The 24,288-nt window shown below is 62.6% G+C and carries 20 protein-coding genes, 2 pseudogenes and 1 riboswitch; of the genes and pseudogenes, 13 read left to right on the top strand and 9 right to left on the bottom strand.

Going from position 1 to position 24,288, the window contains the following annotated elements; translation table 11 throughout:
• Positions 1-216 precede the first annotated feature (216 nt).
• The 4 genes from ACTAQJ_RS10340 to ACTAQJ_RS10325 form a co-directional block, all read right to left on the bottom strand.
• Positions 217-1,314, bottom strand: a complete 1,098-nt coding sequence (locus ACTAQJ_RS10340; RefSeq protein ID WP_498702174.1) for a substrate-binding domain-containing protein — start codon at positions 1,312-1,314, stop codon at positions 217-219.
• Positions 1,315-1,365: 51 nt separating this feature from the next.
• On the bottom strand, positions 1,366-2,634 hold the full coding sequence (mmsB, locus tag ACTAQJ_RS10335; RefSeq protein WP_498701921.1) for a multiple monosaccharide ABC transporter permease: 1,269 nt from the start codon (positions 2,632-2,634) through the stop codon (positions 1,366-1,368).
• 44 nt (positions 2,635-2,678) lie between these two features.
• Positions 2,679-4,235: a multiple monosaccharide ABC transporter ATP-binding protein gene (mmsA, locus tag ACTAQJ_RS10330; RefSeq protein WP_498701920.1), complete on the bottom strand. Its 1,557-nt coding sequence runs from the start codon at positions 4,233-4,235 to the stop codon at positions 2,679-2,681.
• A 129-nt stretch (positions 4,236-4,364) separates the two neighbouring features.
• On the bottom strand, positions 4,365-5,555 hold the full coding sequence (locus ACTAQJ_RS10325; protein WP_223936265.1) for an ROK family transcriptional regulator: 1,191 nt from the start codon (positions 5,553-5,555) through the stop codon (positions 4,365-4,367).
• Between the two features lie 252 nt (positions 5,556-5,807).
• Here ACTAQJ_RS10325 and ACTAQJ_RS10320 point away from each other — a divergent pair, with 252 nt between their 5' ends.
• The gene (locus ACTAQJ_RS10320) at positions 5,808-6,614 is read left to right on the top strand and encodes a carbon-nitrogen hydrolase family protein (protein ID WP_498701918.1); all 807 of its coding nucleotides are present in this window, start codon (positions 5,808-5,810) and stop codon (positions 6,612-6,614) included.
• Here the strand turns inward: ACTAQJ_RS10320 and ACTAQJ_RS10315 are convergent.
• Entirely contained in the window at positions 6,611-8,245 is a 1,635-nt protein-coding gene (locus ACTAQJ_RS10315) for a PucR family transcriptional regulator (protein WP_498701917.1), read from the bottom strand. The genes ACTAQJ_RS10320 and ACTAQJ_RS10315 overlap by 4 nt on opposite strands.
• On the bottom strand, positions 8,235-9,482 hold the full coding sequence (alr, locus tag ACTAQJ_RS10310) for an alanine racemase (protein ID WP_498701916.1): 1,248 nt from the start codon (positions 9,480-9,482) through the stop codon (positions 8,235-8,237). The genes ACTAQJ_RS10315 and alr overlap by 11 nt, the downstream gene beginning before the upstream one ends.
• 140 nt (positions 9,483-9,622) lie before the next feature.
• Here alr and ACTAQJ_RS10305 point away from each other — a divergent pair.
• Both ACTAQJ_RS10305 and ACTAQJ_RS10300 read left to right on the top strand, forming a co-directional pair.
• A pseudogene (locus tag ACTAQJ_RS10305) lies at positions 9,623-11,103 on the top strand (amino acid permease).
• Positions 11,103-12,809 (top strand): flavin monoamine oxidase family protein, encoded by a 1,707-nt coding sequence (locus tag ACTAQJ_RS10300; RefSeq protein ID WP_498701915.1) that lies wholly within the window; start codon positions 11,103-11,105, stop codon positions 12,807-12,809. The pseudogene ACTAQJ_RS10305 and the gene ACTAQJ_RS10300 overlap by 1 nt, the downstream one beginning before the upstream one ends.
• A gap of 136 nt (positions 12,810-12,945) precedes the next feature.
• Here the strand turns inward: ACTAQJ_RS10300 and ACTAQJ_RS10295 are convergent, their stop codons facing one another.
• From ACTAQJ_RS10295 to purU, 3 genes are read right to left on the bottom strand one after another with little or no spacing between them, the layout of a single operon-like run.
• A complete protein-coding gene (locus ACTAQJ_RS10295) occupies positions 12,946-13,467 on the bottom strand; it encodes a gamma carbonic anhydrase family protein (RefSeq protein WP_498701914.1) in 522 nt (173 codons plus the stop codon).
• A gap of 9 nt (positions 13,468-13,476) precedes the next feature.
• Positions 13,477-14,142 (bottom strand): class I SAM-dependent methyltransferase, encoded by a 666-nt coding sequence (locus tag ACTAQJ_RS10290; RefSeq protein WP_498701912.1) that lies wholly within the window; start codon positions 14,140-14,142, stop codon positions 13,477-13,479.
• Positions 14,143-14,163: 21 nt separating this feature from the next.
• Complete coding sequence (gene purU, locus ACTAQJ_RS10285) at positions 14,164-15,015, bottom strand: formyltetrahydrofolate deformylase (RefSeq protein ID WP_431118976.1); 852 nt, start codon at positions 15,013-15,015, stop codon at positions 14,164-14,166.
• A 35-nt stretch (positions 15,016-15,050) separates the two neighbouring features.
• Positions 15,051-15,136: riboswitch (ZMP/ZTP riboswitch) on the top strand.
• Positions 15,137-15,251: 115 nt separating this feature from the next.
• Here purU and glyA point away from each other — a divergent pair.
• The 10 genes and pseudogenes from glyA (at position 15,252) to ACTAQJ_RS10235 (ending at position 24,271) form a co-directional block, all read left to right on the top strand.
• Positions 15,252-16,547, top strand: coding sequence for a serine hydroxymethyltransferase (gene glyA / locus ACTAQJ_RS10280; RefSeq protein WP_477515262.1), 1,296 nt, complete (start codon positions 15,252-15,254; stop codon positions 16,545-16,547).
• A 135-nt stretch (positions 16,548-16,682) separates the two neighbouring features.
• Complete coding sequence (locus ACTAQJ_RS10275; protein WP_498701911.1) at positions 16,683-17,576, top strand: bifunctional methylenetetrahydrofolate dehydrogenase/methenyltetrahydrofolate cyclohydrolase; 894 nt, start codon at positions 16,683-16,685, stop codon at positions 17,574-17,576.
• A 621-nt stretch (positions 17,577-18,197) separates the two neighbouring features.
• Entirely contained in the window at positions 18,198-18,899 is a 702-nt protein-coding gene (locus ACTAQJ_RS10270; RefSeq protein ID WP_498701910.1) for a sensor histidine kinase, read from the top strand.
• Positions 18,896-19,561, top strand: a complete 666-nt coding sequence (locus tag ACTAQJ_RS10265; RefSeq protein WP_498701909.1) for a response regulator transcription factor — start codon at positions 18,896-18,898, stop codon at positions 19,559-19,561. Before ACTAQJ_RS10270 ends, ACTAQJ_RS10265 begins: the two co-directional genes overlap by 4 nt.
• 150 nt (positions 19,562-19,711) lie before the next feature.
• Entirely contained in the window at positions 19,712-20,032 is a 321-nt protein-coding gene (locus tag ACTAQJ_RS10260) for an SHOCT domain-containing protein (protein WP_431118984.1), read from the top strand.
• Positions 20,033-20,180: 148 nt separating this feature from the next.
• Positions 20,181-21,110: an ABC transporter ATP-binding protein gene (locus ACTAQJ_RS10255; protein ID WP_224093888.1), complete on the top strand. Its 930-nt coding sequence runs from the start codon at positions 20,181-20,183 to the stop codon at positions 21,108-21,110.
• 16 nt (positions 21,111-21,126) lie between these two features.
• The gene (locus tag ACTAQJ_RS10250) at positions 21,127-21,966 is read left to right on the top strand and encodes an ABC transporter permease (protein WP_498702173.1); all 840 of its coding nucleotides are present in this window, start codon (positions 21,127-21,129) and stop codon (positions 21,964-21,966) included.
• The gene (locus ACTAQJ_RS10245; protein ID WP_498701908.1) at positions 21,963-22,796 is read left to right on the top strand and encodes an ABC transporter permease; all 834 of its coding nucleotides are present in this window, start codon (positions 21,963-21,965) and stop codon (positions 22,794-22,796) included. Before ACTAQJ_RS10250 ends, ACTAQJ_RS10245 begins: the two co-directional genes overlap by 4 nt.
• Before the next feature lie 66 nt (positions 22,797-22,862).
• Complete coding sequence (locus tag ACTAQJ_RS10240) at positions 22,863-23,429, top strand: hypothetical protein (protein ID WP_498701907.1); 567 nt, start codon at positions 22,863-22,865, stop codon at positions 23,427-23,429.
• A 10-nt stretch (positions 23,430-23,439) separates the two neighbouring features.
• Positions 23,440-24,271: pseudogene (locus ACTAQJ_RS10235) on the top strand (exodeoxyribonuclease III).
• Positions 24,272-24,288: the final 17 nt, after the last annotated feature.

Raw genomic sequence — 24,288 nt, 5'->3', positions numbered from 1 at the left:
GGGGGCGATCCGCCCCGGTCAAGAGTTGACAAGTTAATTCGTTGTATCCGTCGACTCACCGCAAACTCCGGCATGGACAGACAGAGAAGCATCGCGGAAAACGGTTCAGGCAAGCGAAAGCCCCGGCCCGCCTGCTGAATGCTGGCGGACCGGGGCTTGCTGTTGCTTGCTGCGAAGCGGTGTTACTCGATGATCGGTGTTACTCGATGATCGGTGTTACTTGGTGATCGGGCCGAGTACCGGATCGTCCACGTAAGCCGTCTTGACGTTGGCTGCCGTCACGATCTGCGGCGGGAGCAGGTAAGCCGGAACAGTCTTGACACCATTCTTGTAAGAATCCTTGTCATTGATTTCCAGCTGCTTGCCGGCCTGCAGGTCCTTCACCATGGTGATGGCGTGCTCAACCAGCTTGCGGGTGTCCTTGTTGATGGTGGAGTACTGCTCGCCAGCCATGATCGACTTGACGGACTCAACCTCGGAGTCCTGGCCTGTGATGACCGGAATCGGCTTGCCGGCGGCCTTGACGGAGTTCAGGATGTAGCGTGCCAAGAGGTCATTCGGGGAAAGTACGCCGTCCAGCGAGGCTGAGGTGTAGCTGCCTGCCAAGAGGGTGTCCGCACGCCGCTGCGCGTTTTCGCCCTTCCACGCCTGGGTTACGGCCTGCTCGAACGCAGTCTGGCCGGAGAGGACCTTGAGCGTTCCGTCGTCGATCTTCGGCTTCAGCACGCTCATGGCGCCATCGAAGAAGACCTTGGCGTTGGCGTCATCCGGGGAACCCGCGAAGAGCTCGATGTTGTACGGGCCGGAAGGCTTCTTGGCCTTCAACCCGTCCAGCAGGGCCTGGCCCTGGAGCACACCGACCTTGAAGTTGTCGTACGCCACGTAGTAGTCCACGTTCTCCGTGTTCAGGAGCAGACGGTCATAAGCAATGACCGTGGCGCCGGAGTCCTTGGCCTGCTTGAGCTGCGTACCCAGCTGTGCGCCGTCGATTGCGCCAACGATAATGACCTTGGCACCCTTGGTGACCATGGCGCTGATCTGGTTCTGCTGCTCGGACACGCCGCCGTTGGCGAACTGGACGTCGGGCTTGAATCCGGCACCCTTGAGGCCGTCGTTGAACAGCTTCTCCGCGAGAACCCAGTTTTCACTGGTCTTCTGCGGAAGGGCGACGCCGATCATCGAGTCCTTGGGGAACGCTTCCCCGCCAGCAGTGCTGCTGCTTGAGCCGCTGTCAGAGCGGCCGCAGGCTGTCAGCGCCAGTGCCGCGATGGCAGCTACTGCTGCTGCCTTTCCTGCTTTACCAAACATTCGCATATCTTGGTTCACTTTCTGTGTGGTGGGTGGAGCGAGTCAGACGGAAACCGGTCAGGCTTCCTTGGAGATGACCTCTTTGGTGGACGTGGTTTCATCCGGCTTGATGTCGTTGTTGCGCTGGAAATTCCTCATCAACAGGCCGGTGATGGAACGCTTGCCCTGGATCTTGTTGTAGACGTCGAAGGCAACAGCGATCAGCAGTACCAGGCCCTTGATGATCTGGGTGAGGTCGGCGCCTACGCCCAGGAGCTGGAGGCCGTTGTTCAGCACAGCCATCACCAGACCACCAACGATCGAGCCGATCACGGTGCCAACGCCGCCGGTAACTGCGGCGCCACCGATGAACACGGCTGCGATTGCGTCCAGTTCCCAACCGACGCCGTCGAAGGGACCGGAGGCGGTGGAGCGGCCAACGAAGATCATGCCGGCGAGGCCTGCAAGGACGGACATGTTGAGCATGACCATGAAGTTGACCTTCTTGGACTGCACACCGGACAGTTCTGCTGCGTGCCGGTTACCACCCACGGCGTAGACGTGGCGGCCCAGGACCGTCTTGTCGGCGATGAAGCCATATATCAGGACCAGCACGGCCAGGATCAAACCTGGGATGGGGAAGGAAGTTCCCGGACGGCCGGTGGCGAACAGGTACGTGGCGTAGAGGATGGCACCGCAGATGAGGACCAGCTTGGTGACCTCAACCCAGAGCTCGGGAACGTCGGCGCCGAGGGCCTTGTTGGTAGCCCGGGCCCGCAGGGACATGATGACAACGAACGCCGCGGCAAGGATGCCCAACAACAAAGTGAGGTTGTTGAAGCCCGTGTTCGGACCAATTTCAGGCAGGTAGCCCGAGCCCAGGTACTGGAAGTCGCTGGGGACAGGGATGGTGTTGGATTTGCCGACGAACTGGTTGAAACCACGGAACAGGAGCATGCCTGCCAGCGTCACGATGAAGGCGGGGATGCCAACATACGCTGTCCAGAATCCTTGCCAGGCCCCGATCACGGCCCCGAGCACCAGTCCGAAGAGCACACCCATGTACCAGGGGATACCCCAGTCCCGGATTGCGAGGGCTACAGAAACACCCACAAATGCGGCCACGGAGCCCACAGACAGGTCGATGTGGCCGGCGATGATGACCAGGACCATGCCGATGGCCAGGATCAGGATGTAGGAGTTGCCGTTGAACAGGTTGATCACGTTGCCGGGGGTTAGCGTACGGCCCTCGGTGAAGATCTGGAAGAAGACGATAAGTGCCACCAGGGCGAAGATCATGCCGAACTGGCGGGTATTGCCACCAAATAGCTTCTTGAGCGCGTTCATTGTTTTGGTCCTTGTGTCAGGAAGGGGTGAGTCTGGGCCAACGGTCAGGCCGTCTTGCGGGCGGAGGTCATGAGTTTCATCAGGCTTTCCTGGCTTGCTTCGTTCTTGTCCAGGACACCAGTAATGGCGCCTTCAAAAATGGTGTAAATGCGGTCGGACAGGCCCAGGAGCTCGGGCAGCTCCGAGGAAATGACAATCACTCCCTTGCCCTGGTTCGCCAGCCTCTGGATGATGCCGTAGATCTCGTACTTGGCGCCCACATCGATTCCTCGGGTGGGTTCATCCAAAATCAGGAGATCCGGATCGGTGAACATCCATTTGGCCAGCACAACTTTCTGCTGGTTACCGCCGGAAAGCTTGGCCACGCCCTCCTCAACTGAGGGAGTCTTGGTGCGCAGGGATTTTCGGTATTCCTCGGCAACCGAGAACTCCTTGCGGTCGTCCACCACCGAGTACTTGCTGATCGCGCGGAGGTTCGCCGCAACCGTGGTGGTCTTGATGTCATCCAGCAGGTTCAGACCGAGGGATTTCCGGTCTTCAGTGACGTAGCCCAATCCGGCGTCGATGGCCGCGCGGACGCTACGAAGGTTGACCGGCTTGCCGTCCTTGTAAACCTGGCCCTTGATGTAACGGCCGTAGGAGTGACCGAAGAGCGAGCGGGCAAGTTCCGTGCGGCCGGCTCCCATCAGTCCCGCGAATCCCACGATTTCACCGCGGCGTACGTAGAAGTTGGAGCCTTTGCAGATCAAGCGGTCCTGGATCTGTGGGTGACCGACGGTCCAGTCCTTGACTTCGAAGAAGACCTCGCCGATCTTCGGTTCATGGTCCGGGAAACGGGACTCGAGTGTCCGGCCCACCATGCCTTTGATAATCCGGTCTTCGTCAACGCCATCCCTCTTGACGTTCAGCGTTTCGATCGACTTGCCATCGCGGATGATGGTGATCTCGTCGGCGATCTGTTCGATCTCGTTGAGCTTGTGGGAAATGATGATCGAGGTGATGCCCTTGCCCTTCAGGCCCAGGATCAGGTCCAGCAGGTGCTGGGAGTCCGATTCGTTCAGGGCTGCTGTGGGCTCGTCCAGAATCAGCAGGCGGACGGACTTGTTCAGCGCCTTGGCGATTTCCACCAGTTGCTGCTTGCCGACGCCAAGTTCCTTGATAGGAGTGTCCGGATCCTCACGGAGTCCAACCCTGGCCAGCAGTTCGGTGGAGCGTTTCCGTGCCTCTGCCCAGTCGATGACACCCCATTTGGTCGGCTCGTTGCCCAGGAAGATGTTCTCCATGATGGACAGTTCCGGGATCAACGCCAGCTCCTGATGGATGATGACGATGCCCGCAGCTTCGCTTGCGCGGATGTCCTTGAATTGCTGCGTTTCGGCCATGTACACGATGTCGCCGGTGTAACTGCCGTGCGGATACACCCCGGAAAGAACCTTCATCAGCGTGGATTTGCCGGCGCCGTTTTCACCACAGATGGCGTGGATTTCGCCGGCTTTTACCCGAAGGCTCACATTCGACAAGGCCTTCACGCCGGGAAATTCCTTCGTGATCGAGCGCATCTCCAAGAGGATGGGTTCGTCTTGCGTGTCAGGGGTTGTCATTAGCCCTTACGCCTCCAATGCATGACTTCGTTGTCGCTCCCCAAACGGCGGAGCTGTCTGATGAAAAAGTAAACTGGATCACCTATCTTGTCGTCAAGACTTGAACACAAGAACCAGCTAACGATTTCGTTACCTACCCGTAATTCCTGCATGTTGGAACACTAAAGCTGCTGCTCCAAGTGCTTCCGCGCGCGCTCCCAGGGACGACATCGCGAGGTGCGTTGTTTCGCCCACAACGGGCACAGCGTGACGAACGAGCCCCCTTCGAATGGGGTCCAACAGGAGGTCGCCAAGCCCTGCCAGTGGACCTCCCACGACGATCACTTCAGGGTTGATCAGGTTGGCGACGTTGCCCAGTGCGCGCCCCACGGCAAGGCCGGCATCGTCCACTACGCGCTGGGTTGCGGAGTCACCTGCGAGGCAATTTCGGACGATGTCCTGTGGCGTCAATGATGTCTCCTTGCCGCGTCCCAGCAACTCAATCATGGTGGTGGTGGAGGCGATGGTTTCAAGGCAGCCGCGGTTGCCGCATCGGCACACCAGCCCATGCTCATGGATGGTCGCGTGGCCGATTTCGCCTGTGATGCCCACATTCCCGTAATAGGGCACGCCGTTGAGAATCAGACCCGAACCGATACCTGATCCGATCTTGAGGAACATCAGGTTGGACACCCCGCTATGGGGTCCCCACGTCACCTCCGACAGGGCTCCAAGATTGGCGTCATTATCAACAAATACGGGGCAATTCAGGGCTTCCTCAAGCCTATGGAGGATGTCGATTCCTACCCATTCGGGGAGGATGGCACCTTGGGCAACGGTGCCTGTTCTGCGGTCGATCGGGCCGGGAATGCCCGCTCCTGCGCCCACTACCGCGCTCGGATCGATGCCATTTTCTGCGAGCAATCGCCCCAGCAACCGCACTGCCGCCGCGATGCCTTCCTCGGCATGATGGCCCAACGGAAGTTCAATGAAATCTTCGGCGATGACGTGGTATCCGAGGGATGCCAGAACCACCCTGAGGTGGCGGCGGCCAAAGTCGATTCCGACGGCGACCGCACCGTTGCTGTTCAACCTCACGTTGGTTGCCCGGCGTCCGGAGCTGGTGGTTGGCTCGGTTGAAACGAGGCCTGCGTCCTGCATGATTTTCACAATGTTGGACACAGTGGCGGTGGAGAGCCCGGTCTGTCTGGAAAGCTCGGCTTGCGTGGACGGCCCGCTCAACAAGCACTCGATAATCCGTTGCTGGTTCAGGTGCCGGAGCGCGGACTGCGAGCCGGGTTTTCGTGGTTGGCTCTTCGTTGAGCGCTGCATAGCGGGCATGACAAGAAGATTGCCCCAAAAGCAACCTTGTAGTCAAGAAGTGAACACAAGGAGTCAAGCATTCCCGACATACTCCAACGCAAGACGCACCTGGTCCTGCCGTTGTGGGGCCTGGTGTGCGTGCAATGCGTCCCGCTTCGCATGCCTTCGGGTCCAAATGCCCCGCTCCAGGTGTCAGACCACAGGCCTACTCTGGAAACAAGATGACTTCCGGCCCTCTGCGGTCCGGTACCCGGTGCAACCAAGGTGGTAATGATGCTGTTATCCGTCCTGCAGGCCAACGCTTCCGTCCTGGACGTTGAGGCGAACCTGCGCACGATCTACGAGGCCGCCCGGCGCGCCGCCCAAGCAGGGGCCGGGTTGCTCTTGACGCCGGAGCTCTTTCCGGTGGGCTACGCACCGCTGCGGCTTCACGCCGAACTGGATCCGGCAACGCTCCCGGGCATCCGCGAACGCCTTTCCGGCATCGCCCGCCAGCACAACATCGGACTCGTCTACAGCCTTCCCGCGCCGGCTCCCGAGGACAACACGTGGCACATCACCGCCACACTCGTGGACGGCAACGGCGAGGAACTCCTCCATTACGCCAAGGTTCACCTCTTCGGCGCGGAGGAGCGCAAGGCGTTCGTCGGCGCCCAAGAACCTCCCGCCGTCGTGGATTTCAACGGGATCCGCACGTCGCTTCTGATTTGCTACGACGTTGAGTTCCCGGAGGCAGTCCGTGCTGCCGCGACCCGCGGGGCGGAGCTCCTGCTGGTCCCCACAGCGTTGTCGATGGGGTTCGATAACGTGCCGCAGGTGCTCATTCGTGCCCGCGCGGTGGAGAGCCAGCTCAACGTTGCGTACGCCAACCACAGCGGGCACGAGGACATCTACAACTTCCTGGGCGGCAGCGTTGTCGCCGGCCCCGATGGCTCGTTGCTCGCGGCGGCAGGGGAGTCGGCGGCGCTCCTGTTCGCGGAAGTGGGGACGGAGACGGTGAAGGCCGCGCGCGACGAAGTCCCGTATCTGCGTGAACGACGCCCTGAGCTCTACCGGAAGTGGGAGGCCGGCGCCTAGACGCCGCCACCGTCGCGCTCGGAGAGTCTGGACAACCCGGCAACAAGTTCGTCCGCATACTGCAGGGCGATCCACAATTCTGCCCGGACCTGTGCCTGGTTAAGGTCCATGTCGAGCAACTCACCGAGGACGCCTATTTGCCGCCGGACGCTGTTGCGGTGCAAACCCAGCAGCTTGGCGGAACCGTCCCAGCTGCCGTTTTCGCTGAGCCAGCCGCGCAGTACCGACAGTAGCGGGTCACGGCGATCCGGTTCCAAAGACAAAAATGGGGCCAGGAGCCGCTCGGCCAGCATGGTTCCCGCTTCGCGTCCAAGAAGTCCAGTGACGGACCACTGCACTTCCTCCACGCGGACACTCTTGCCGCTGGACAACACGCGGCTCCGCAGCGAACTCACCCGCTGATAGGCCGCGGCAAGTTCGGTGAGTTCGGTCGGCTCGCCGATCGCCAGCCTCCAGCCAAGCTTCTCGACGTCGGCAAGCAGCGCGTCGTCCACCTTCAACCGGGTAATGGCCGCGAAACCGTAGTCGGTTATTTCCACAAGTTTCGTATCGAAAAGCCTGCGCCACTGCAGCAGTTCACGGACGGGGCCGTCACCTGCAGGCCAGTCGGGAGATTCGGCCTTGATGCCCTGCACTACCCGCATCTGGCCGGAGCGGGTAGAGGAAAGGCTCTGCGCCAGCAGGTCTTTGAGTCCGTTGACGTGCTTGGTTCCGCCTGAGGACAAGGTGTCCGGATGGAGGAGCAGGGCCGTGGCAAGCTGGCTCGGAGCAAGTGACCCACTGGTTCGTTGACGGACCAGCAACTCCAGCAAACCCACCGCCGACTGCACCACATTGTTCTGCGCAGGCGTCAGGGGAGCATCCGAACCAAGAATCAGCGCCCCGAGGTTCGCGTCCTTGGTACTGCGCAGCGGATGACCGAACACCAGGGCAGATCCAGGCTGCTCGAAACCATCCATCTCCACGCGCGGTCCGCTGCCGGTCAGCAACCGTTCCAGCAGTGGCGCCAACAAGGAATGCTCGACGCCGGTGCTGCCGCCGGCATTGTGCCCGCGCGCCCGGACCCGTCCGTCCGCCCCGACCAGCAGCGCCCACACGGGCACACGCTGGACGAGGGCTGCCAGCAGTTCGTGCTCCGGCCTGGGGGAGAGGACTGCCCGCATGAGCTGGCGGTTGGTTTCGGCCAATTGCCGGAACACGCGGGCGTTGTCCGATTCCAGGAGCTGGGAGAACTCCAAGCCAATCGCGGCGAACGGCACGGACTCCGGGACCTCGAACAGGGTGAGGTTGTGCCTGCGGCAGGCGTCGAGGAGGACGTCGGGGACGGCGTCGAAATAGGGCCTGATCCCAAAACCGAGCGCCGCCACTTTCGCACCCACCAGCCGCCGAACATAGGCGTCCACGCTGGCCGCCGAGCCGCCCTCCCCAAGGAAAGGCAGCCCGGCGGTCAGCAAGAACTCGCCCTCCGGCAGATATGGCGTGGGGTCTTCGAGCTCGCTCGGTTCCACCCAGCGCAGCAGCGAGGCGCCGCTGCCGCCGTCGTGGAGCATTTTCAACTCGGGCGGCAGCTGCTCCAGGAACTGTTCCAGTGTGACGAAACTCAGGCGGGCGGTGGCGGGCTCAGGCAACATTGTCCTGCCCGGCGGTTGCCGGCTCCTGGTAGTCGGGGCACTCGTAGGCGGCATCTTCATGTGTAGCGGAGGCGTATATGCGCGGCAAGCGCGGGGCGATCCTGTTGATGATTTCATCCCCGTGGCTGCCGATCGCAGCGCCCCAATCGTCGGCGCTCGCCGCACCGGTGGCGGGGTCGCCGAACAACACCGCAGTATCGCCGACCTCGATCCCGGTCGCGTCGGGGCCGAGGTCCACCATGAATTGGTCCATGCAGACCTTGCCGATGACCGGGACGCTGCGGCCCGCGATGTTCACCACCGAGCGGCCGCTGATGCCTTTCGGGATGCCGTCCGCGTAGCCAAGGGGAATGAGTCCCAGGTAGCGGGGTTCGTAGGTGATGGCCTGGTGCTCGTAACTGACGCCGGTACCTGCAGGGACCTTCTTGACCATCACCAATGGAGCGGTGACGCTGAGGGCTGGCCGCAATCCGAAGTCGGTCGGGTTGAGGTGGTCTGCGGGAGCGAGGCCGTAAATTGCCAGTCCCGCCCGGACCATGTCGAAGTGGAATTCCGGCCGATCCAGGATGTTGGCTGAGCTGGAAACGTGCCTCAGTTCAGGCTTGAGTCCGACTTCACGCGCCTCACGGACGGCGTCCTCGAACTCAGCAACAGCGCTGGCGTTCCCGGGATGGGCGGGCACATCGGCCCACGCCAAGTGGGTCCAAATGCCGCGGACCAGCACCGTGCCGTCCACTTCCGCCTGCCGGGCATGAGATACAAGTTCGGCCCAATCCTCCTTTCGCGCCCCGCCGCGGCTTAGCCCGCTGTCCAGTTCAAGATGTACGACGGCGGGACGGCCAAGGCGTTCGGCGATGCCTGCCAGCACCTGAAGTTGGTGGACGCTTCCGAGGGACACATCGATGTTGTTTTCGAGTGCTTCCAGAATGGTGTCGCTCGTCTGGGATGCCAGATATAGCCAGGAAAGGATCGGTTCAGTGATGCCGGCTTTGCGCAGTGCGATGGCTTCGGTGAGCTGCGCGGTTCCGAGCCAGTCGGCGCCGGAACCGACAGCCGTGCGGGCTACTTCCACGAGCCCATGACCGTAGGCGTTGCCCTTCACCACGGCCATGAAGAAGGGTGCCTCGGTCCGGTTCTTCAGGGCCCTGATGTTGTCTGAAATGGCGGACAAGTCCACTCTGACCTGACCGGAGAGGGCCAGCGGGCCGCCCTCTTGATACTGTGCAATACGTCTCATGGTTGAACACTATAGGTCATTTTGCACCATTGTGAGAGGTGGCTCACATGCCAGTCTTGTGGAGGGGAAATCGAAACTACTTTGAAGGGACGTCAAGGGTGACTGTGCCTGTGAACACTCAAAACTCAACGGCGGCGAGCATGGCCAGGCCAAGCCTCGGTGCCCAACTCCTGCGCCGCAAGCCGATCGGGCAGATGGCCGACGAGGCCGGAACCGGCGAAGGCGGTACGCCGCTGGTACGCAGCTTCGGGGTCCTCCAGCTGACCATGATCAGCGTCGGTGCAACGCTGGGCACCGGCATCCTGGTGATCCTTGGCGAGTCCGTGCCGCTGGCCGGGCCGGCGATCTGGATCTCCTTCGTGATCGCTGGTTTGGCTGCCCTCTTCTCTGCAGTGTCCTACGCGGAAATGGCCGGGCTCGTTCCAGTGGCAGGTTCCAGCTACTCCTACTCCTACGCCACCATGGGTGAGGGAATGGCCTGGATCTGCGGTTGGTGCCTGGTGCTGGAATATGCAGTGTCCGTGGCAGCAGTTGCTGTGGGCGCGGGCCAGTACGTCAACGAGACCCTGGCTGCGTTTGGACAGGTCCTGCCCGACGCCATGAGCCAACCGCCGGGCGACGGTGGGGTGGTAAATGTTCCCGCCATGGTGATCGTGGTCCTTGCCATGATCCTACTCGTGCGGGGCGCCCGTGAAAGTGCATGGATCAACACCGCGATCGTCATCATCAAAGTGGGCATTCTGATCTTCTTCTGCGCGGTAGCTTTCACCGCTTTCAACGCCGGCAACTTCGAGCCCCTCATGCCGATGGGTGCAGCCGGTGTCTCCGCTGCAGCGTCAAGCGTCTTCTTCTCCTACATCGGATTCGATGCCGCCTCCACCGCCGGCGAGGAAGCCAGGAACCCCAAGCGGGACCTCCCACGCGCCATCATGCTCTCCATGGTGATTGTCACCAGCATCTACGTCCTCGTTTCCGTTGCCGCGATCGGTGCCCGTCCGTGGGGCTGGTTCGATGGCACGGAAGCTGCCCTGGTCCAGATCCTGCATGAGATCACCGGGCAGCCGTGGATCGCACTCGTCTTCTCTGCCGGTGCAGTGCTTGCCATTGCCAGCATCGTGCTGACTGTCCTTTACGGCCAGACCCGCATCCTGCTCTCGATGTCCCGCGATGGCATGGTGCCCAAAGTCTTCGGCCGCGTCTCCGCCGCACCGGAACGCCAGTCGCCGGGACCCTGATAGTCGGAACCGCCGTCGCCCTCACCGCTGGCTTGGTCCCGCTGGGTGCCTTGGCTGACGCAACGAGCATCGGTACGCTCTTCGCCTTCGCACTGGTCAATGTTGCAGTGATCTATCTCCGGCGCAACCGCCCGGACCTTGACCGCAGTTTCCGGGTTCCGCTGTACCCGATCACCCCGATCCTGGGCACGCTGATGTGTGCCTTCCTGATGCTCAACCTCGGCGCCGACACCTGGATCACGTTCGGTGTTTGGATGCTGGTGGGCATCGCCATCTACTTCGGCTATGGACGCCGGAATTCCAAGGTAGCCGCGCTCAGCGATCAGGACTACCGTGAACTGAGCACCAGGGCCGTGAGCCCGGAACCTGTGAAAGCCGCAAACTGATGACCATCGCTACCGAACTTCCCACAGCCGACGTTGCCGCTTCCGCGGCGGAAGCAGGCGAAGCCCCCATCACCATGCTGAACCCGGACTTCCCCTTCAGCTATGACCATTACCTGGCACACCCGGACGGACTCGGCAGCATTCCGGAAGAGAGCTACGGCACGGAAGTGGCCGTCATCGGTGCCGGCCTGTCAGGGCTGGTCACTGCCTATGAGCTCATGAAGCTCGGCCTCAAGCCCGTGATGTACGAGGCCGACCAGATCGGCGGCCGTCTTCGCACGGCGAGCTTCCCCTCAGCGCCCGGCGTGGTGGCAGATCTTGGTGGCATGCGTTTCCCGGTCTCCGGCAAAGCCTTCTACCACTACGTGGATCTTCTTGGCCTGGAAACGCAGGACTTCCCCAACCCGATGGCCCCGGCGACGTCCAGCACCGTGATCGAACTTGCGGGCAAGAAGCACTACGCCACCACGGCAGATGAGCTACCGGAATTTTTCCAGGAAGTGGCCGATGCCTGGAAGGCCGCCGTCAACGATGGTGCTGCGTTCGCGCAAATGCAGGAAGCCATCAAGGCCCGCGACACCAAGCGGATCAAGGAACTCTGGAACGCACTCCTGCCCGAATTGGACGAGCAAACGTTCTACGGATTCATCGCAGCCAGCAAGTCCTTCAAGGAAGCCGGCTTCGCGCACCGTGAAGCTTTCGGCCAGGTGGGCTTCGGCACCGGAGGCTGGGACACCGATTTCCCCAACTCCATCCTGGAAATCCTCCGGGTTGTCTACACGGACGCAGACGACCAGCACCGGCTCATTTCGGGAGGAGCGCAAAGGCTTCCCGAGGCGCTGTGGAACCACGCGCCGTCGGACCTTAAGTACTGGCCGCAGGGCACGTCACTGTCCTCGTTGCATTCCGGCTCGCCGCGCGGAGCCGTGGATAACATCCGCCGCGCGGACAACGGGGACCTGGTAGTCCGCGAAAACTGGGGACGCGAAGCCACGTACCAGGCGGTGGTAACCACTTGCCAGTCGTGGTTGCTGTCCACTCGCATCCACACCGAAGAGGCACTGTTCCCGGCGGAGCTGTGGACGGCGATCGAGCGCTCGCACTACATGCAGTCGTCCAAGACGTTCGTGATGGTGGACAGGCCCTTCTGGAAGGACATCGATCCGGAAACCGGACGCGAAGTCCTGTCCATGACGCTCACTGACCGCCTCAACCGGGCCACATACTTGCTCGACGACGGCCCTGACAAGCCCGCTGTCATCCTCTTGTCCTACACCTGGAACGACGACGCCCTGAAGTGGCTTGCGCTCACTGCCGAAGAACGCGTCAAGCTGATGCTGCACTCGCTGGAGCAGATCTACCCGGGCGTGGACATCGCCAGCCACATCGTCGGGCAGCCGATCACGGTGTCCTGGGAAGCGGACCCCAACTTCATGGGTGCCTTCAAAGCCAACCTGCCGGGCCATTACAGGTACCAGCAGCGGCTCTTCACCCACTTCAAGCAGGATCAGCTGCCGGAAAGCCAGCGCGGCATCTTCCTCGCCGGCGACGACGTGTCCTTCACCGCAGGCTGGGCCGAGGGGGCCGTGACCACAGGCCTGAACGCTGTGTGGGGGGTAGTGAACCACTTGGGGGGATCGTCCGTCGCCGGGAACCCGGGTCCGGGCGACCTGCTGGACGAGTTCGGGCCAATTTCACTGGACTAGATTTCCCTGGACTAAATGCTGTTGCGGGGCCTGCTCTGCGTCCTAAACCAATCGCAGGGCCCACACCGCCCGGGTTCCCTGGCTGAGCTTGCGAAGTCAGGGAGGCGGTGGGGATGCAGAGCAGGCCCGACATTGTCTAAGAAGCGTGCATTTCCCTGTGTGCCGCCGCGAGGTCCTTGTAGTGGGCGGCGTTGTGCTTGACGCCCTCGAACTCCTCGTCGGTCAATTCGCGGCGCACTTTTGCAGGCACGCCCGCTACGAGTGAGCGCGGCGGAATGACTGTGCCTTCCAGGACCACGGCGCCGGCTGCAATGAGCGAGCCCGTGCCGATCACTGCGCCGTTGAGGATAGTGGCGCTCATTCCGATGAGGCAGTCGTCCTCCACAGTGCAGCCGTGGACCACTGCGCTGTGCCCGATGGAAACGCGTTCGCCAACGGTGCAGGGGAATCCGGGGTCGGCGTGCAGGACCACGTTGTCCTGCAGGTTGGACCCTGCGCCGACGCTGATGGCCGCCGTATCGGCACGGACCGAAACCCCGTAAAAGGCGCTGGAGTCCTCGGCCAAAGTCGCTTTGCCGATGATGGAAGCAGTGGGTGCGACGAACGCAGATTCATGGATGGCCGGGGTGTCCCCGGCGAAAGTGTAAGAGGGAGCCATGAGCCCAGCCTAGTTGGGTGCGGGGGTGCGCAGGACCAGGAACTGGTAGTGCTGCGTCCAGTTGCCCGCTCCCGGCCCGGACTCTACCCCGGCGCCCTCCGGCCAGGTCCGGAAATGCTCAATCGAGCCGTGCCCGCCGAAGATCCGCCGAATCGTGTCGTCGCTGCGGCGGCTGAAGAAACGCCGGGGTTCTTCCAGGTCCTCCGGGTTGAGGACCTCTTCGTCCTCACCTGACCAAAGCCCGACGGCGATTGGCGCACCAGCCGCGCTGACCCGCACAAGTTCGCTGACGACGTCGTGAATCCTGCTGTTGGGCACGTGCAGAAGCGTGCTCATGGTCCAAACTGCCGAGAAGACCGAATCGGGGAACGGCAATTGGCGGCCACTGGCTACCGTCGCTTCGAGCCCGTGGGAGCGGGCCACATGGACGCTCTCCGACGACAGGTCCACGCCGGTGTAGTGCAGGCCTGCACGGACGAACTCCAACCCCTCAACCCCGGTCCCGCAGCCCAGCTCGAAGACGGAGTGCCGGTGCTCATCCTTCAGAAGCCGGATGAACCATTCCCGGCACTCCACCCGGTGAGGGGTGAGGGAGCGTGTGTTCCGGACGGGTGCTTGGCGGTCGTAGAAAACTGCGAGGTCAGCTTCGTGGTCAGCTTCGGGGATGCCCTGCATACCCCCAGCTTAGGAGTGACGCTAGTTGAACACCACGGTGCGGGTGCCGTCCAAAAGCACGCGGTGTTCAGCGTGCCACTGGACTGCCTGGGCCAGGGTGCGCCCCTCCACGTCGCGGCCCATCTGGACGAACTGGGCGGCAGTGCGGGCGTGGTCCACACGGATGACTTCCTGTTCGATGATCGGACCTTCATCGAGGTCCGCCGTCACGTAGTGGGCCGTGGCTCCGATGATCTTCACACCGCGGGCGTGGGCCTGGTGGTAAGGCTTGGCGCCCTTGAAGGAAGGCAGGAACGAGTGGTGGATGTTGATGGCCTTGCCGTTCAACTCCGTGCAGAGTTCGTTGGACAGGACCTGCATGTAACGCGCCAGGACCGTCAACTCGACGTCGTGCTCGGCAATCAGTTTCAGGAGTTCGGCCTCGGCTTGGGGCTTGGTCTCCGGGGTCACGGGGATGTGGTGGAACGGGATCCCATAGAACTGGGCCAGCTCTTCGAGGTCGCGGTGGTTTGAAACAATCGCCGGAACCTCGATAGGCAATGTTCCCGTGCGCTGCTGGAACAGGAGGTCATTCAGGCAATGCGCATCCTTGGAACACAGGATGATGGTGCGGACTTTCTGGCCTACCGGGTTGATCTGCCACGTCATGCCAAAGGTCTCTGCAACCGGACGCAGTGCGGCGGTCAGCTCGTCCTGCGAGGATGCTGTGGTTGCCTCCACGCGCATGAAGAAGTTGCCGGTGCTGGGGCTTCCGTACTGCTGGGAGTCGGCGATATTGCAGCCGGCCTCAAGGAGGGCGCCGGCTACCGCGTGGACGATGCCGGGGCGGTCCGGGCAGGAGAGTGTTACAACGAAAGCGGTGGAGTCAGTCACGCGGATAAGCCTACCTGTGCTGCCTTGTTGTACTGTTAACGGGTCGCAACTGGCGTTGGGTGGACTACCACCAGGGAGCGGCAATCACGAAGACCACGGATCGTACGCCTGGGCCGAGGGTCATGTCTTACCGCTGCACGCACGTGACCGATCCCTCCGTAATCAAGGGGACGCGGGAATGCTGCTGCCGGTAGCCTGACCTGTAGCACCACCCGTTGCCTAGCCAGGAGATCTCCGTGCCTACCACCACCACTTCCGCGTCTGTCAGCAACCAGTCGCTAGCTGAGCTCGATCCCGAGATCGCAGCAGTCCTCGACCAGGAACTCGGCCGCCAGCGCGGCACCCTGGAAATGATCGCCTCCGAAAACTTCGCCCCGCGCGCCGTCATGGAAGCACAGGGCTCCGTCCTGACCAACAAGTACGCCGAGGGTTACCCGGGCCGCCGCTACTACGGCGGCTGTGAATACGTCGACGTCGCCGAGCAGCTGGCGATCGACCGCGTCAAGGAACTCTTCGGTGCCGAATACGCCAACGTCCAGCCGCACTCCGGTGCCCAGGCGAACGCCGCAGCACTGTCCGCCATGATCACTCCGGGCGACAAGATCCTCGGCCTCTCCCTGGCACACGGTGGGCACCTGACCCACGGCATGAAGCTGAACTTCTCCGGCAAGCTCTACAACGTAGCTGCTTACCAGGTTGAAGAAGACACTTTCCGCGTGGACATGGACAAGCTCCGCGAGCAGGCCATCGCCGAGAAGCCGCAGGTCATCATCGCCGGCTGGTCCGCTTACCCGCGCCACCTCGACTTCGCTGCCTTCCGCTCCATCGCTGACGAGGTGGGCGCGCTCCTGTGGACGGACATGGCACACTTCGCCGGACTGGTTGCAGCAGGCCTGCACCCCAGCCCGGTCCCGCACTCCGACGTCGTCACCTCCACCGTGCACAAGACCCTCGCAGGTCCGCGTTCCGGTGTCATCCTGGCCAAGCAGGAGTGGGCCAAGAAGCTGAACTCCAACGTCTTCCCGGGCCAGCAGGGTGGCCCGCTCATGCACGTCATCGCGGCCAAGGCTGTTGCCTTCAAGATTGCCGGCAGCGAAGAATTCAAGGAACGCCAGGAGCGTGTCCTCGAGGGTGCCAAGATCATCGCTGACCGCCTGAACCAGTCCGACGTCGCCGAAGCCGGCGTCTCGGTCCTCACCGGCGGCACCGACGTCCACCTGGTCCTGGTGGACCTCCGTAACTCGCAGCTGGACGGCCAGCAGGCTGAAGACCTCCTGCACTCCGTGGGCATCACCGTGAACCGCAACGCCGTTCCGTTCGACCCCCGCCCGCCGATGGTCACCTCCGGCCTCCGCATTGGTACGCCTGCACTGGCTACCCGCGGATTCGGTGCCACTGAGTTCACCGAGGTTGCCGAGATCATCGCAACTGCCCTGAAGGCTGGCTCCGCTACAGACGTGGAGGCCCTCCAGGCCCGCGTGGACAAGCTCGCTGCCGACTTCCCGCTGTACCCGCAGCACGAGCAGTGGTAACCCACGCATAAAGCATCACCCGGGCATTGGCCCGGAGCCAACGGGATCCGCCGCCACACCACAGGCGGCGGGTCCCGCTGCATGAACCTCACAGTAGGTTTTTGAATAGGTCACCCACCAGAAAGAGCAGATGGAATGACACAGTCCACCGCACAGATCCTTGACGGCAAGGCCACCGCCGCAGCCATCAAGGCAGAACTGACCGAACGCGTTTCCGTCCTCGCAGCAAAGGGCATCGTCCCCGGCCTGGGGACCATCCTGGTGGGTTCGGACCCCGGCAGCACCTGGTACGTCGGAGGCAAGCACAAGGACTGCGCAGAGGTGGGCATCCAGTCCATCCGCCGGGACCTGCCCGAGGACATCACCCAGGAAGACCTCCTGAAGGTTGTCCGCGAGCTCAACGAGAACCCGGAGTGCACGGGCTACATCGTTCAGTTGCCGCTGCCCAAGCACATTGACCAGGACGTCATTCTCGAAGCCATGGATCCGAACAAGGACGCCGATGGCCTCCATCCCATGAACCTTGGCCGCCTGGTGGCCAACGTCAGCGGCGAAATGAAGTCCCCGCTTCCCTGCACGCCCAAGGGCTGTGTGGAACTGATGCGCCGGCACGGCATCCAGCTCAACGGCAAGCGCGTCCTGGTAGTGGGACGCGGCGTCACCATCGGCCGCCCCATCGGCCTCCTTCTCACCCGCAGGGAAGTCAACGCCACGGTCATCCTGGCCCACACGGGAACCGTCGACCTGCCCGCGGAACTCAAGCAGGCCGACGTCGTGATTGCCGCTGCAGGTGTACCGCACATGATCAAGGCTGAAGACCTCAAGCCGGGCGCAGTAGTGCTCGACGTCGGCGTCAGCCGTGTGGAGGACGCTAACGGCAAGGCGGTGGTCACCGGAGACGTGGACCCGGCAGCTGCCGACGTCGCCGCCTGGCTGTCCCCGAACCCGGGCGGCGTGGGTCCGATGACCCGCGCCATGCTGCTCGCCAACGTTGTGGAGAGCGCCGAGCGCGCAGCGGGCATCGCCTGACGCCTGCTGGAAACTGGAACCTGCTTGAAACTGTAAACAGAGCCAGGGTGCCTACTCCTCCGGGAGTAGGCGCCCTGCTCCGTTAACCCGACGACGAACACCCGGACCAAAGCTAGGCTCGGTGTATGCAACCCCGCTTCCCTGGACCCGAGAGCTCTCCTGGACCACGGGGATTTCCAGGCCCAGGTCGTTTCGCGGGTCCACGCCGTTTTGCCGGCCCACCCACGAGCTTCATCGTCATCACAGTGGCCCTCATCCAGGTGGCAGGGACACTTTTTTCCGCGGGCCACCAGGACGCCCCACGGCCGTTGGACGCGCTTGCGATTCTGTTGCTGCTGGCCGGACCTGCGGGACTGGCGTTCCGGAGGCGGGCGCCTGTAGTTATGCTTCCGGTCGCGCTCCTGGCCACGGGTGTCTATGTTGGCCTTGGCTACGCCTGGGGTCCCATTGCGCTCTCACTGGCGGTGGCCATCGTGCTGACGTCGTCCGCGGGTTTACGGTGGCAGGCGTGGGCGGGGGCAGGTATCGCGGCTGCCGCAGTGGTGTTCGCAGCCGCCCTCAGCGGCGATCCCAACTGGCTCCTGCCGCGCTTCAGCCGGAGTGGGATGGGCAGCCATTTTGGTGCTGATAGGACAGGGATTTCGACGCCGGAGCGAGCGGTTCGCGGAGTACCGGCGTCGCCGGGAGGCCGCCCGGAAGGCCGAACGCGATGCGTACCGGCTCACGCTTGCCCGCGACATCCACGATGTCGTGGCCCATTCCTTATCCATGATCAACGTGCAGGCATCCGTGGCGTTGCACGTGGGCTCGGATGATCCCCAGAAGCTTAGGCCCGCGCTGGAAGCCATCAAGGCGGCCAGCAAGGAATCCCTCACGGAGGTGCGGCAACTCCTGGGCGTGTTGCGGGAGGACGTCCCGCTTGCCCCTGCGGCCCGGCCTACGCTGGCCAGGATTCCCGAACTCGTGAAGAATGCGGAGCTGGGGGGTTTGCAGGTGCGCTTCGAGGACCACTCGAACCATGAGCTCGTTGGCCCGGCCCAGCAGGAGGCAGCGTACCGGATCATCCAGGAAGCGTTGACCAACGTCGGCAGGCACTCAGGTGCCCAATCCGCCGTCGTGCATCTTGCCCAGACCGAGGGCGCGCTGACTGTCCGGATAGACGACGACGGCGCGGGCATGGGCGGTGCGCTGCCGGGCAACGGCCTCACGGGGATGCGTGAGAGGGCGGTCGCCTTGGGCGGGACGCTCACGCTGCACGAACTCCAGCCCGGGCTCCGCGTGGAAGCAACTTTGCCTGCACAACAAGAAGGAAACCACCCATGATCCGCATCCTCCTCGCTGATGACCAGACCCTCATCCGGGCAGGCTTCCGCGCGCTTCTGGATGCTGAACCGGACATGGAAGTGGTGGCTGAAGCCGGCACTGGCAGGGAGGCTGTGAGGCTGGCGGCGCGCGACAAACCGGACGTCATCCTCATGGACATCCGGATGCCGGACGACGACGGCCTCACCGCCACCCGCAGAATTCTTGCAGACCCATCCCTGTCCGGCACGCGCATCATCATCCTGACCACCTTCGAGCTCGACGAGTACATTGCCGAGGCCGTCCGTGCGGGCGCAGCTGGTTTCCTGGTGAAGGACACGGAACCTGCGGAGCTCATCCGCGCCGTCCAGGTAGTCCACGACGGCGATGCGCTGCTCTCGCCCTCGGTGACCCGACGGATCATGGCTCAGCTGGCGTCCCAGAGCCGGGCGGCAGGAAAGGTAATTCCCCTGGAGCAGGTGACGGAACGCGAACGCGAAGTCCTGGCCTTGGTGGGGGAGGGCCTGAACAATGCCGAGATCGCCGAACGCCTGTTCATCACGCCGCTGACCGCGAAGACCCACGTATCGCGCATCATGACCAAGCTGATGGTCCGCGACCGCTCCCAGCTGGTGGTGCTCGCGTATGAATCAGGACTGGTGCGGCCAGGTTGGACCAGTTGACGGGCTGCTTCCGACTCCCAAGGGAGTAGGGCAGCACCTGCAGGTGACTCCCGACGGCGGACGTCCCGCCGCCCGTCCCCGGGCAGACTCAAATCAGAGCCGAAAGACGGTTCGCGCCGGGAATCGGCGGAGAGAGTTTGGATCACTGACATGTTCACCGCATTGACTTCAATCGTCGGGGAGACCACCACGCTCGGGGGAGCGCTGGCACAACTGCCGGCCACCGTCGTCGCACACGGTCCCTGGGGTGACGGCACCTACTGGCCGTTCTTCCTCCTGTTCCCGCTGTTCTGGATCCTCGTGATCTTCCTGTTCATTTTCGTGGGCCGGCGGGCTTGGCGCCGCAACCATCACTGGGTAGCAACCCAGGGCGCTGAGGGCGTGCTGCGTGAACGCTATGCGCGCGGCGAAATTGATGAGACCGAGTTCCGGCAGCGGCTGGAGGTCCTGCGCTCGCAGCCACCGTCCTGACTTGGACGAAGGCGAAATGAGAGGGCTCTTGCAAAAATATCTGCAAGAGCCCTTTCACATATTCGTTGGCGCTACTAGTCTGCTGAGGGTGCACAATGAAGCAACCGGCTCTGCAACACACTCCGAATCGTGGCAAACCAGCTTCGACATGAACCCACCCACCGTCATCAGCGCGCGGAACCTCACCAAGACCTATGGCGAGCTCACAGCCGTAGACAACATCTCCTTCGATGTTCCGGCGGGGGAGTCCTTCGGGCTGCTCGGCCCCAACGGCGCGGGCAAATCCACCACCATGAAAATGATCGGCGGCGTCTCCCAGCGCACTTCAGGAACGCTGAACATCATGGGCCTGGACCCGGAATCCCACGGGCCCGAGGTCAGGGCACACCTGGGAGTCGTTCCACAGCAGGACAACCTTGACGAAGAACTGAAGGTCCGCGAGAACCTGATCGTTTACGGTCGCTACTTCGGGCTCCCGTTGAGCTACCTGCGGCCCAAAGCGGACGAGCTCCTTGAATTCGCGCAACTCACGGACAAAGCCAACTCCAAAGTGGATGCCCTGTCCGGCGGCATGAAACGGCGGCTCACCATTGCACGCTCGCTCATCAACGAACCCCGGATCCTCCTGCTCGACGAGCCCACCACGGGCCTTGACCCACAAGCCCGGCACATCCTCTGGGACCGCCTGTTCCGGCTCAAGGAAAACGGCGTCACCCTGATCCTGACCACCCACTACATGGACGAGGCAGAGCAGCTCTGCGACCGCCTGATCGTGGTGGACAAGGGCAAGATCATGGCCGAGGGGTCGCCGGCCAGCTTGATCCGCGAGCACTCCTCCCGCGAAGTACTTGAACTCAGGTTCGGGTCCGAGCGGAACTCGCGTATCGGCGTCGAACTTCAGGGCATTGGCGAGCGGCTCGAGACACTGCCTGACCGCGTGCTCATCTACGCGCACGACGGCGAAGCGGCGCTGGAGCAGGTTTCCGCGCGCGGGCTGCGCCCGATGACGTCCCTGGTGCGCCGTTCCTCGCTGGAGGACGTGTTCCTGCGGCTCACCGGTAGGAGCCTCGTTGACTAGCGGAGCTGAGAAGCCAATCACGACGGCGGAGCAGCCGTTGCGGGCACACTCGCCTGCCGTCTCGGCGGCCAGGGCACGGCGTTGGGGTTCCTTTTTCTACGCGGAACAAGTGCTCCGCGTCATGCGCAATTACGGCTGGTCCGTGGTTCTCTACAGCGTGGGACAGCCGGTGGCATATTTATTCGCCATGGGAGTCGGGCTGGCAAGCCTTGTTGACGCGAACAGCGAATCCGTCTTCGGTGGCGTCAGCTACCTGGAATTCGTAGCACCTGCGCTGCTGGTGTCCGCGGCGGTCATGACGGCTTCCGGGGAATTCTCCTACCCCATCATGGACGGCTTCAAATGGCGTCGGGTGTTCTACGGGCCGCATGCCTCGCCTCTGGTACCGCAGCAAATAGCGAGCGGTCACATCATGGCCAGCACGCTCAGGTTCCTGCTGCAGTCGCTGGTCTATTTAGCGGTGGTGGCCATGTTCGGGGCGTCGCCGAGTCCGTGGGGCTGGGTATCCGCGCTGGTTGCCACCGTGGCGGCGTTGTCCTTCGGCCTGCCACTCATGGCCTATGCCGCCAGCATCACACAGGACAAAGGACAGTTCGCTTTGGTGCAGCGGTTCATTGTCATGCCACTGTTTCTGTTCTCCGGGACGTTCTTTCCCCTGGACACGCTGCCGTGGGCTGTCCGTTGGATCGGCTGGATATCGCCTGTTTGGCACGGAACGGAGCTGGGACGGGTCTTCACCTATGGCATGGACGAGAACCCCTTGCTGACCATTACGCATGTGGTGTACCTCCTGGGAACGGCCACGGTTGGCTGGCTGCTGGTCCGGCGCCAGTTCGTGAAGAGGATGGGCTCATGAGTATCCTGACCGGCGGCCACAGCGCCACCGATATTGCCCGCGAACGCAAGTTCGGGCCGCTCTATTCGCGAAACGCCAAGGCCGTGGTTGCGCGTGGCCTCATGGCCGCGAAGTCCAGTACTTGGCTGGTGTTGCTGTCCGGGTTCTTCGAACCTGTTCTCTTCCTGTTGGCCATGGGTGTTGGCATGGGCTCGATCGTGGGCACAGTCCAAGGACCCGGCGGCGAAGACATCAGCTACGCGGCCTACATAGCGCCCGCACTCCTTGCTGTCTCAGCCATGAACGGTGCCATCTACGATTCCACCTGGAACGTCTTCTTCAAGATGAACTTCGCCAAGCTATACCAGGGGATGCTCTACACATCCCTCGGGCCGTTGGACGTGGCGATGGGCGAGATCTTCCTGGCACTGTTGCGGGGTCTTCTCTATGCCACCGGATTCACCGCGGTGATGGGGGTCATGGGGCTGATCACTAGCTGGTGGGCCATCCTGGTCATCCCTGCGTCAGTGTTGATTGCCTTCGGTTTCGCGAGCTTCGGCATGGGCATCACCAGCTTCATGAAGACGTTCCAGCAGATGGACTGGATCAACTTCTTCTTGTTGCCCATGTTCCTGTTCAGTGCCACGTTCTATCCGCTCAGCGTCTACCCTCAGGTCATCCAGTGGTTCATCCAAGCCATGCCCCTGTGGCACGGGGTTGAGCTGCTGCGGCAGATCAGCGTGGGCTCGTTCAGCCCGGCAACGGCCATCCACGTGGGCTACTACCTGGTGATGATCGCGCTGGGGATCATGCTCACCACCGGACGGCTGCGCCAGTTGTTCCTGAAGTGATGGAGTTTGTGTTCGCCATCCGTGGAAGCGGCGCAGACACCTTCGGGGGTTTGCGACAATTGACTCATGCAATCTCTCGGCGACCCACACCCGTCCACGTCCTCGTCCGGTAAAGGCCTTTTCAAGGGCTTCCGCATCGGCGGCCTGGGGATGACCGTAGTCATCATCGCCTTCGTGGTGGCCGTCATTTTCGCGGCCAACCAGAACGATTTTGTGGGTTGGGTAGTTGCGGTGGTCGCCTTCGGCTGGCTCGCGCTCGCCACCTTCGTGGTGTTCAGCATTCGAAGGGCCGCGCGGCGAGCCGGAGCAAAATTGAGCGAAGCGCAAGCCGCTTTCAACTCGGCAACCGGCCGCGCGCCGTCGTCGTCCTCGGCTGACAGCAGCGGTACCCGCGTGGTCGCCGAACGCAGCCAGGCCGACGAAGTCCGGGACCTCAAGCTGGACCACTCCTTCAAGATTGTGCAGGTGCAGGTGCGCGTCGTGGACGAAGAACGTGCCAAGGGCGCAGCGGCAAACCAGGACACCATCAACCGCGCACTGGAAACCATTGCCATCACGGCCACCAATGCCCGGGACATGATCAAGTCCTCAGGTGGCTCGGACGAGCCCGTGGCCGGCACCATCATCGACTAGAGTAGACCGGGTGAGTACGGCATTGAAGAAGGACTTCCTTCGCATCGCATCGGTCAACGTCAATGGCCTTCGGGCTGCCTACAAGAACGGCATGGCGGAATGGCTGGAGCCACGCGAGGTTGACATCCTCTGCCTGCAGGAAGTCCGTGCTCCTGATGCCATCGTCAACACGCTGCTCGGCGAAGGCTGGTACATCCTCCACGCTGAGGCTGAGGCAAAGGGCCGCGCAGGGGTTGCCATTGCTTCCCGCGAGGAACCCACCGCCACCCGGATCGGGATTGGCGATGACTACTTCGCCACCGCGGGCCGCTGGGTTGAAGCGGATTTCTCCGTCAGGAACACCCACGGCGAATCCTCCACGTTGTCCGTGGTCAGCGCTTACGTTCACTCCGGTGAGGCAGGCACGCCCAAGCAGGATGACAAGTACCGCTTCCTGGACGCCATGACCACCCGTCTCCCCGAGCTCGCCAAGCACAGCGATCACGCGCTGGTAGTTGGCGATCTCAACGTCGGGCACACCGAACTGGACATCAAGAACTGGAAGGGCAACGTCAAGCGTGCCGGTTTCCTGCCAGAGGAGCGCGCTTATTTTGACCGCTTCATGGGTGAAGAAATCGGATGGAGGGATGTCCACAGGGGCCTGGCAGGAAATGTCGCCGGCCCCTACACCTGGTGGTCCCAGCGCGGAAAGGCCTTTGATACTGACACAGGCTGGCGCATCGACTACCACCTGGCTACTCCCGGACTTGCAGCGGCCGCGTTCTCGGCTGTCGTGGATCGGGCGCCTTCGTGGGACACCCGCTTCTGACCACGCACCGCTGGTAGTGGACTACCGGCTCTAAGCTTCACGAAAGTATTG

This window comes from Arthrobacter sp. alpha11c, assembly GCF_054149985.1.
The sequence above is the reverse complement of the archived record's forward strand: the minus strand, read 5'-3'. Positions and strand labels throughout refer to the sequence as shown.

Bases quoted from the DNA above. Each gene is read 5' to 3' on its own strand.
- ACTAQJ_RS10340 (WP_498702174.1), bottom strand. From the start codon at position 1,314: ATGCGAATGTTTGGTAAAGCAGGAAAGGCAGCAGCAGTAGCTGCCATC.
- mmsB (WP_498701921.1), bottom strand. From the start codon at position 2,634: ATGAACGCGCTCAAGAAGCTATTTGGTGGCAATACCCGCCAGTTCGGC.
- mmsA (WP_498701920.1), bottom strand. From the start codon at position 4,235: ATGACAACCCCTGACACGCAAGACGAACCCATCCTCTTGGAGATGCGC.
- ACTAQJ_RS10325 (WP_223936265.1), bottom strand. From the start codon at position 5,555: ATGCCCGCTATGCAGCGCTCAACGAAGAGCCAACCACGAAAACCCGGC.
- ACTAQJ_RS10320 (WP_498701918.1), top strand. From the start codon at position 5,808: ATGATGCTGTTATCCGTCCTGCAGGCCAACGCTTCCGTCCTGGACGTT.
- ACTAQJ_RS10315 (WP_498701917.1), bottom strand. From the start codon at position 8,245: ATGTTGCCTGAGCCCGCCACCGCCCGCCTGAGTTTCGTCACACTGGAA.
- alr (WP_498701916.1), bottom strand. From the start codon at position 9,482: ATGAGACGTATTGCACAGTATCAAGAGGGCGGCCCGCTGGCCCTCTCC.
- ACTAQJ_RS10300 (WP_498701915.1), top strand. From the start codon at position 11,103: ATGACCATCGCTACCGAACTTCCCACAGCCGACGTTGCCGCTTCCGCG.
- ACTAQJ_RS10295 (WP_498701914.1), bottom strand. From the start codon at position 13,467: ATGGCTCCCTCTTACACTTTCGCCGGGGACACCCCGGCCATCCATGAA.
- ACTAQJ_RS10290 (WP_498701912.1), bottom strand. From the start codon at position 14,142: ATGCAGGGCATCCCCGAAGCTGACCACGAAGCTGACCTCGCAGTTTTC.
- ACTAQJ_RS10275 (WP_498701911.1), top strand. From the start codon at position 16,683: ATGACACAGTCCACCGCACAGATCCTTGACGGCAAGGCCACCGCCGCA.
- ACTAQJ_RS10265 (WP_498701909.1), top strand. From the start codon at position 18,896: ATGATCCGCATCCTCCTCGCTGATGACCAGACCCTCATCCGGGCAGGC.
- ACTAQJ_RS10260 (WP_431118984.1), top strand. From the start codon at position 19,712: ATGTTCACCGCATTGACTTCAATCGTCGGGGAGACCACCACGCTCGGG.
- ACTAQJ_RS10255 (WP_224093888.1), top strand. From the start codon at position 20,181: ATGAACCCACCCACCGTCATCAGCGCGCGGAACCTCACCAAGACCTAT.
- ACTAQJ_RS10245 (WP_498701908.1), top strand. From the start codon at position 21,963: ATGAGTATCCTGACCGGCGGCCACAGCGCCACCGATATTGCCCGCGAA.
- ACTAQJ_RS10240 (WP_498701907.1), top strand. From the start codon at position 22,863: ATGCAATCTCTCGGCGACCCACACCCGTCCACGTCCTCGTCCGGTAAA.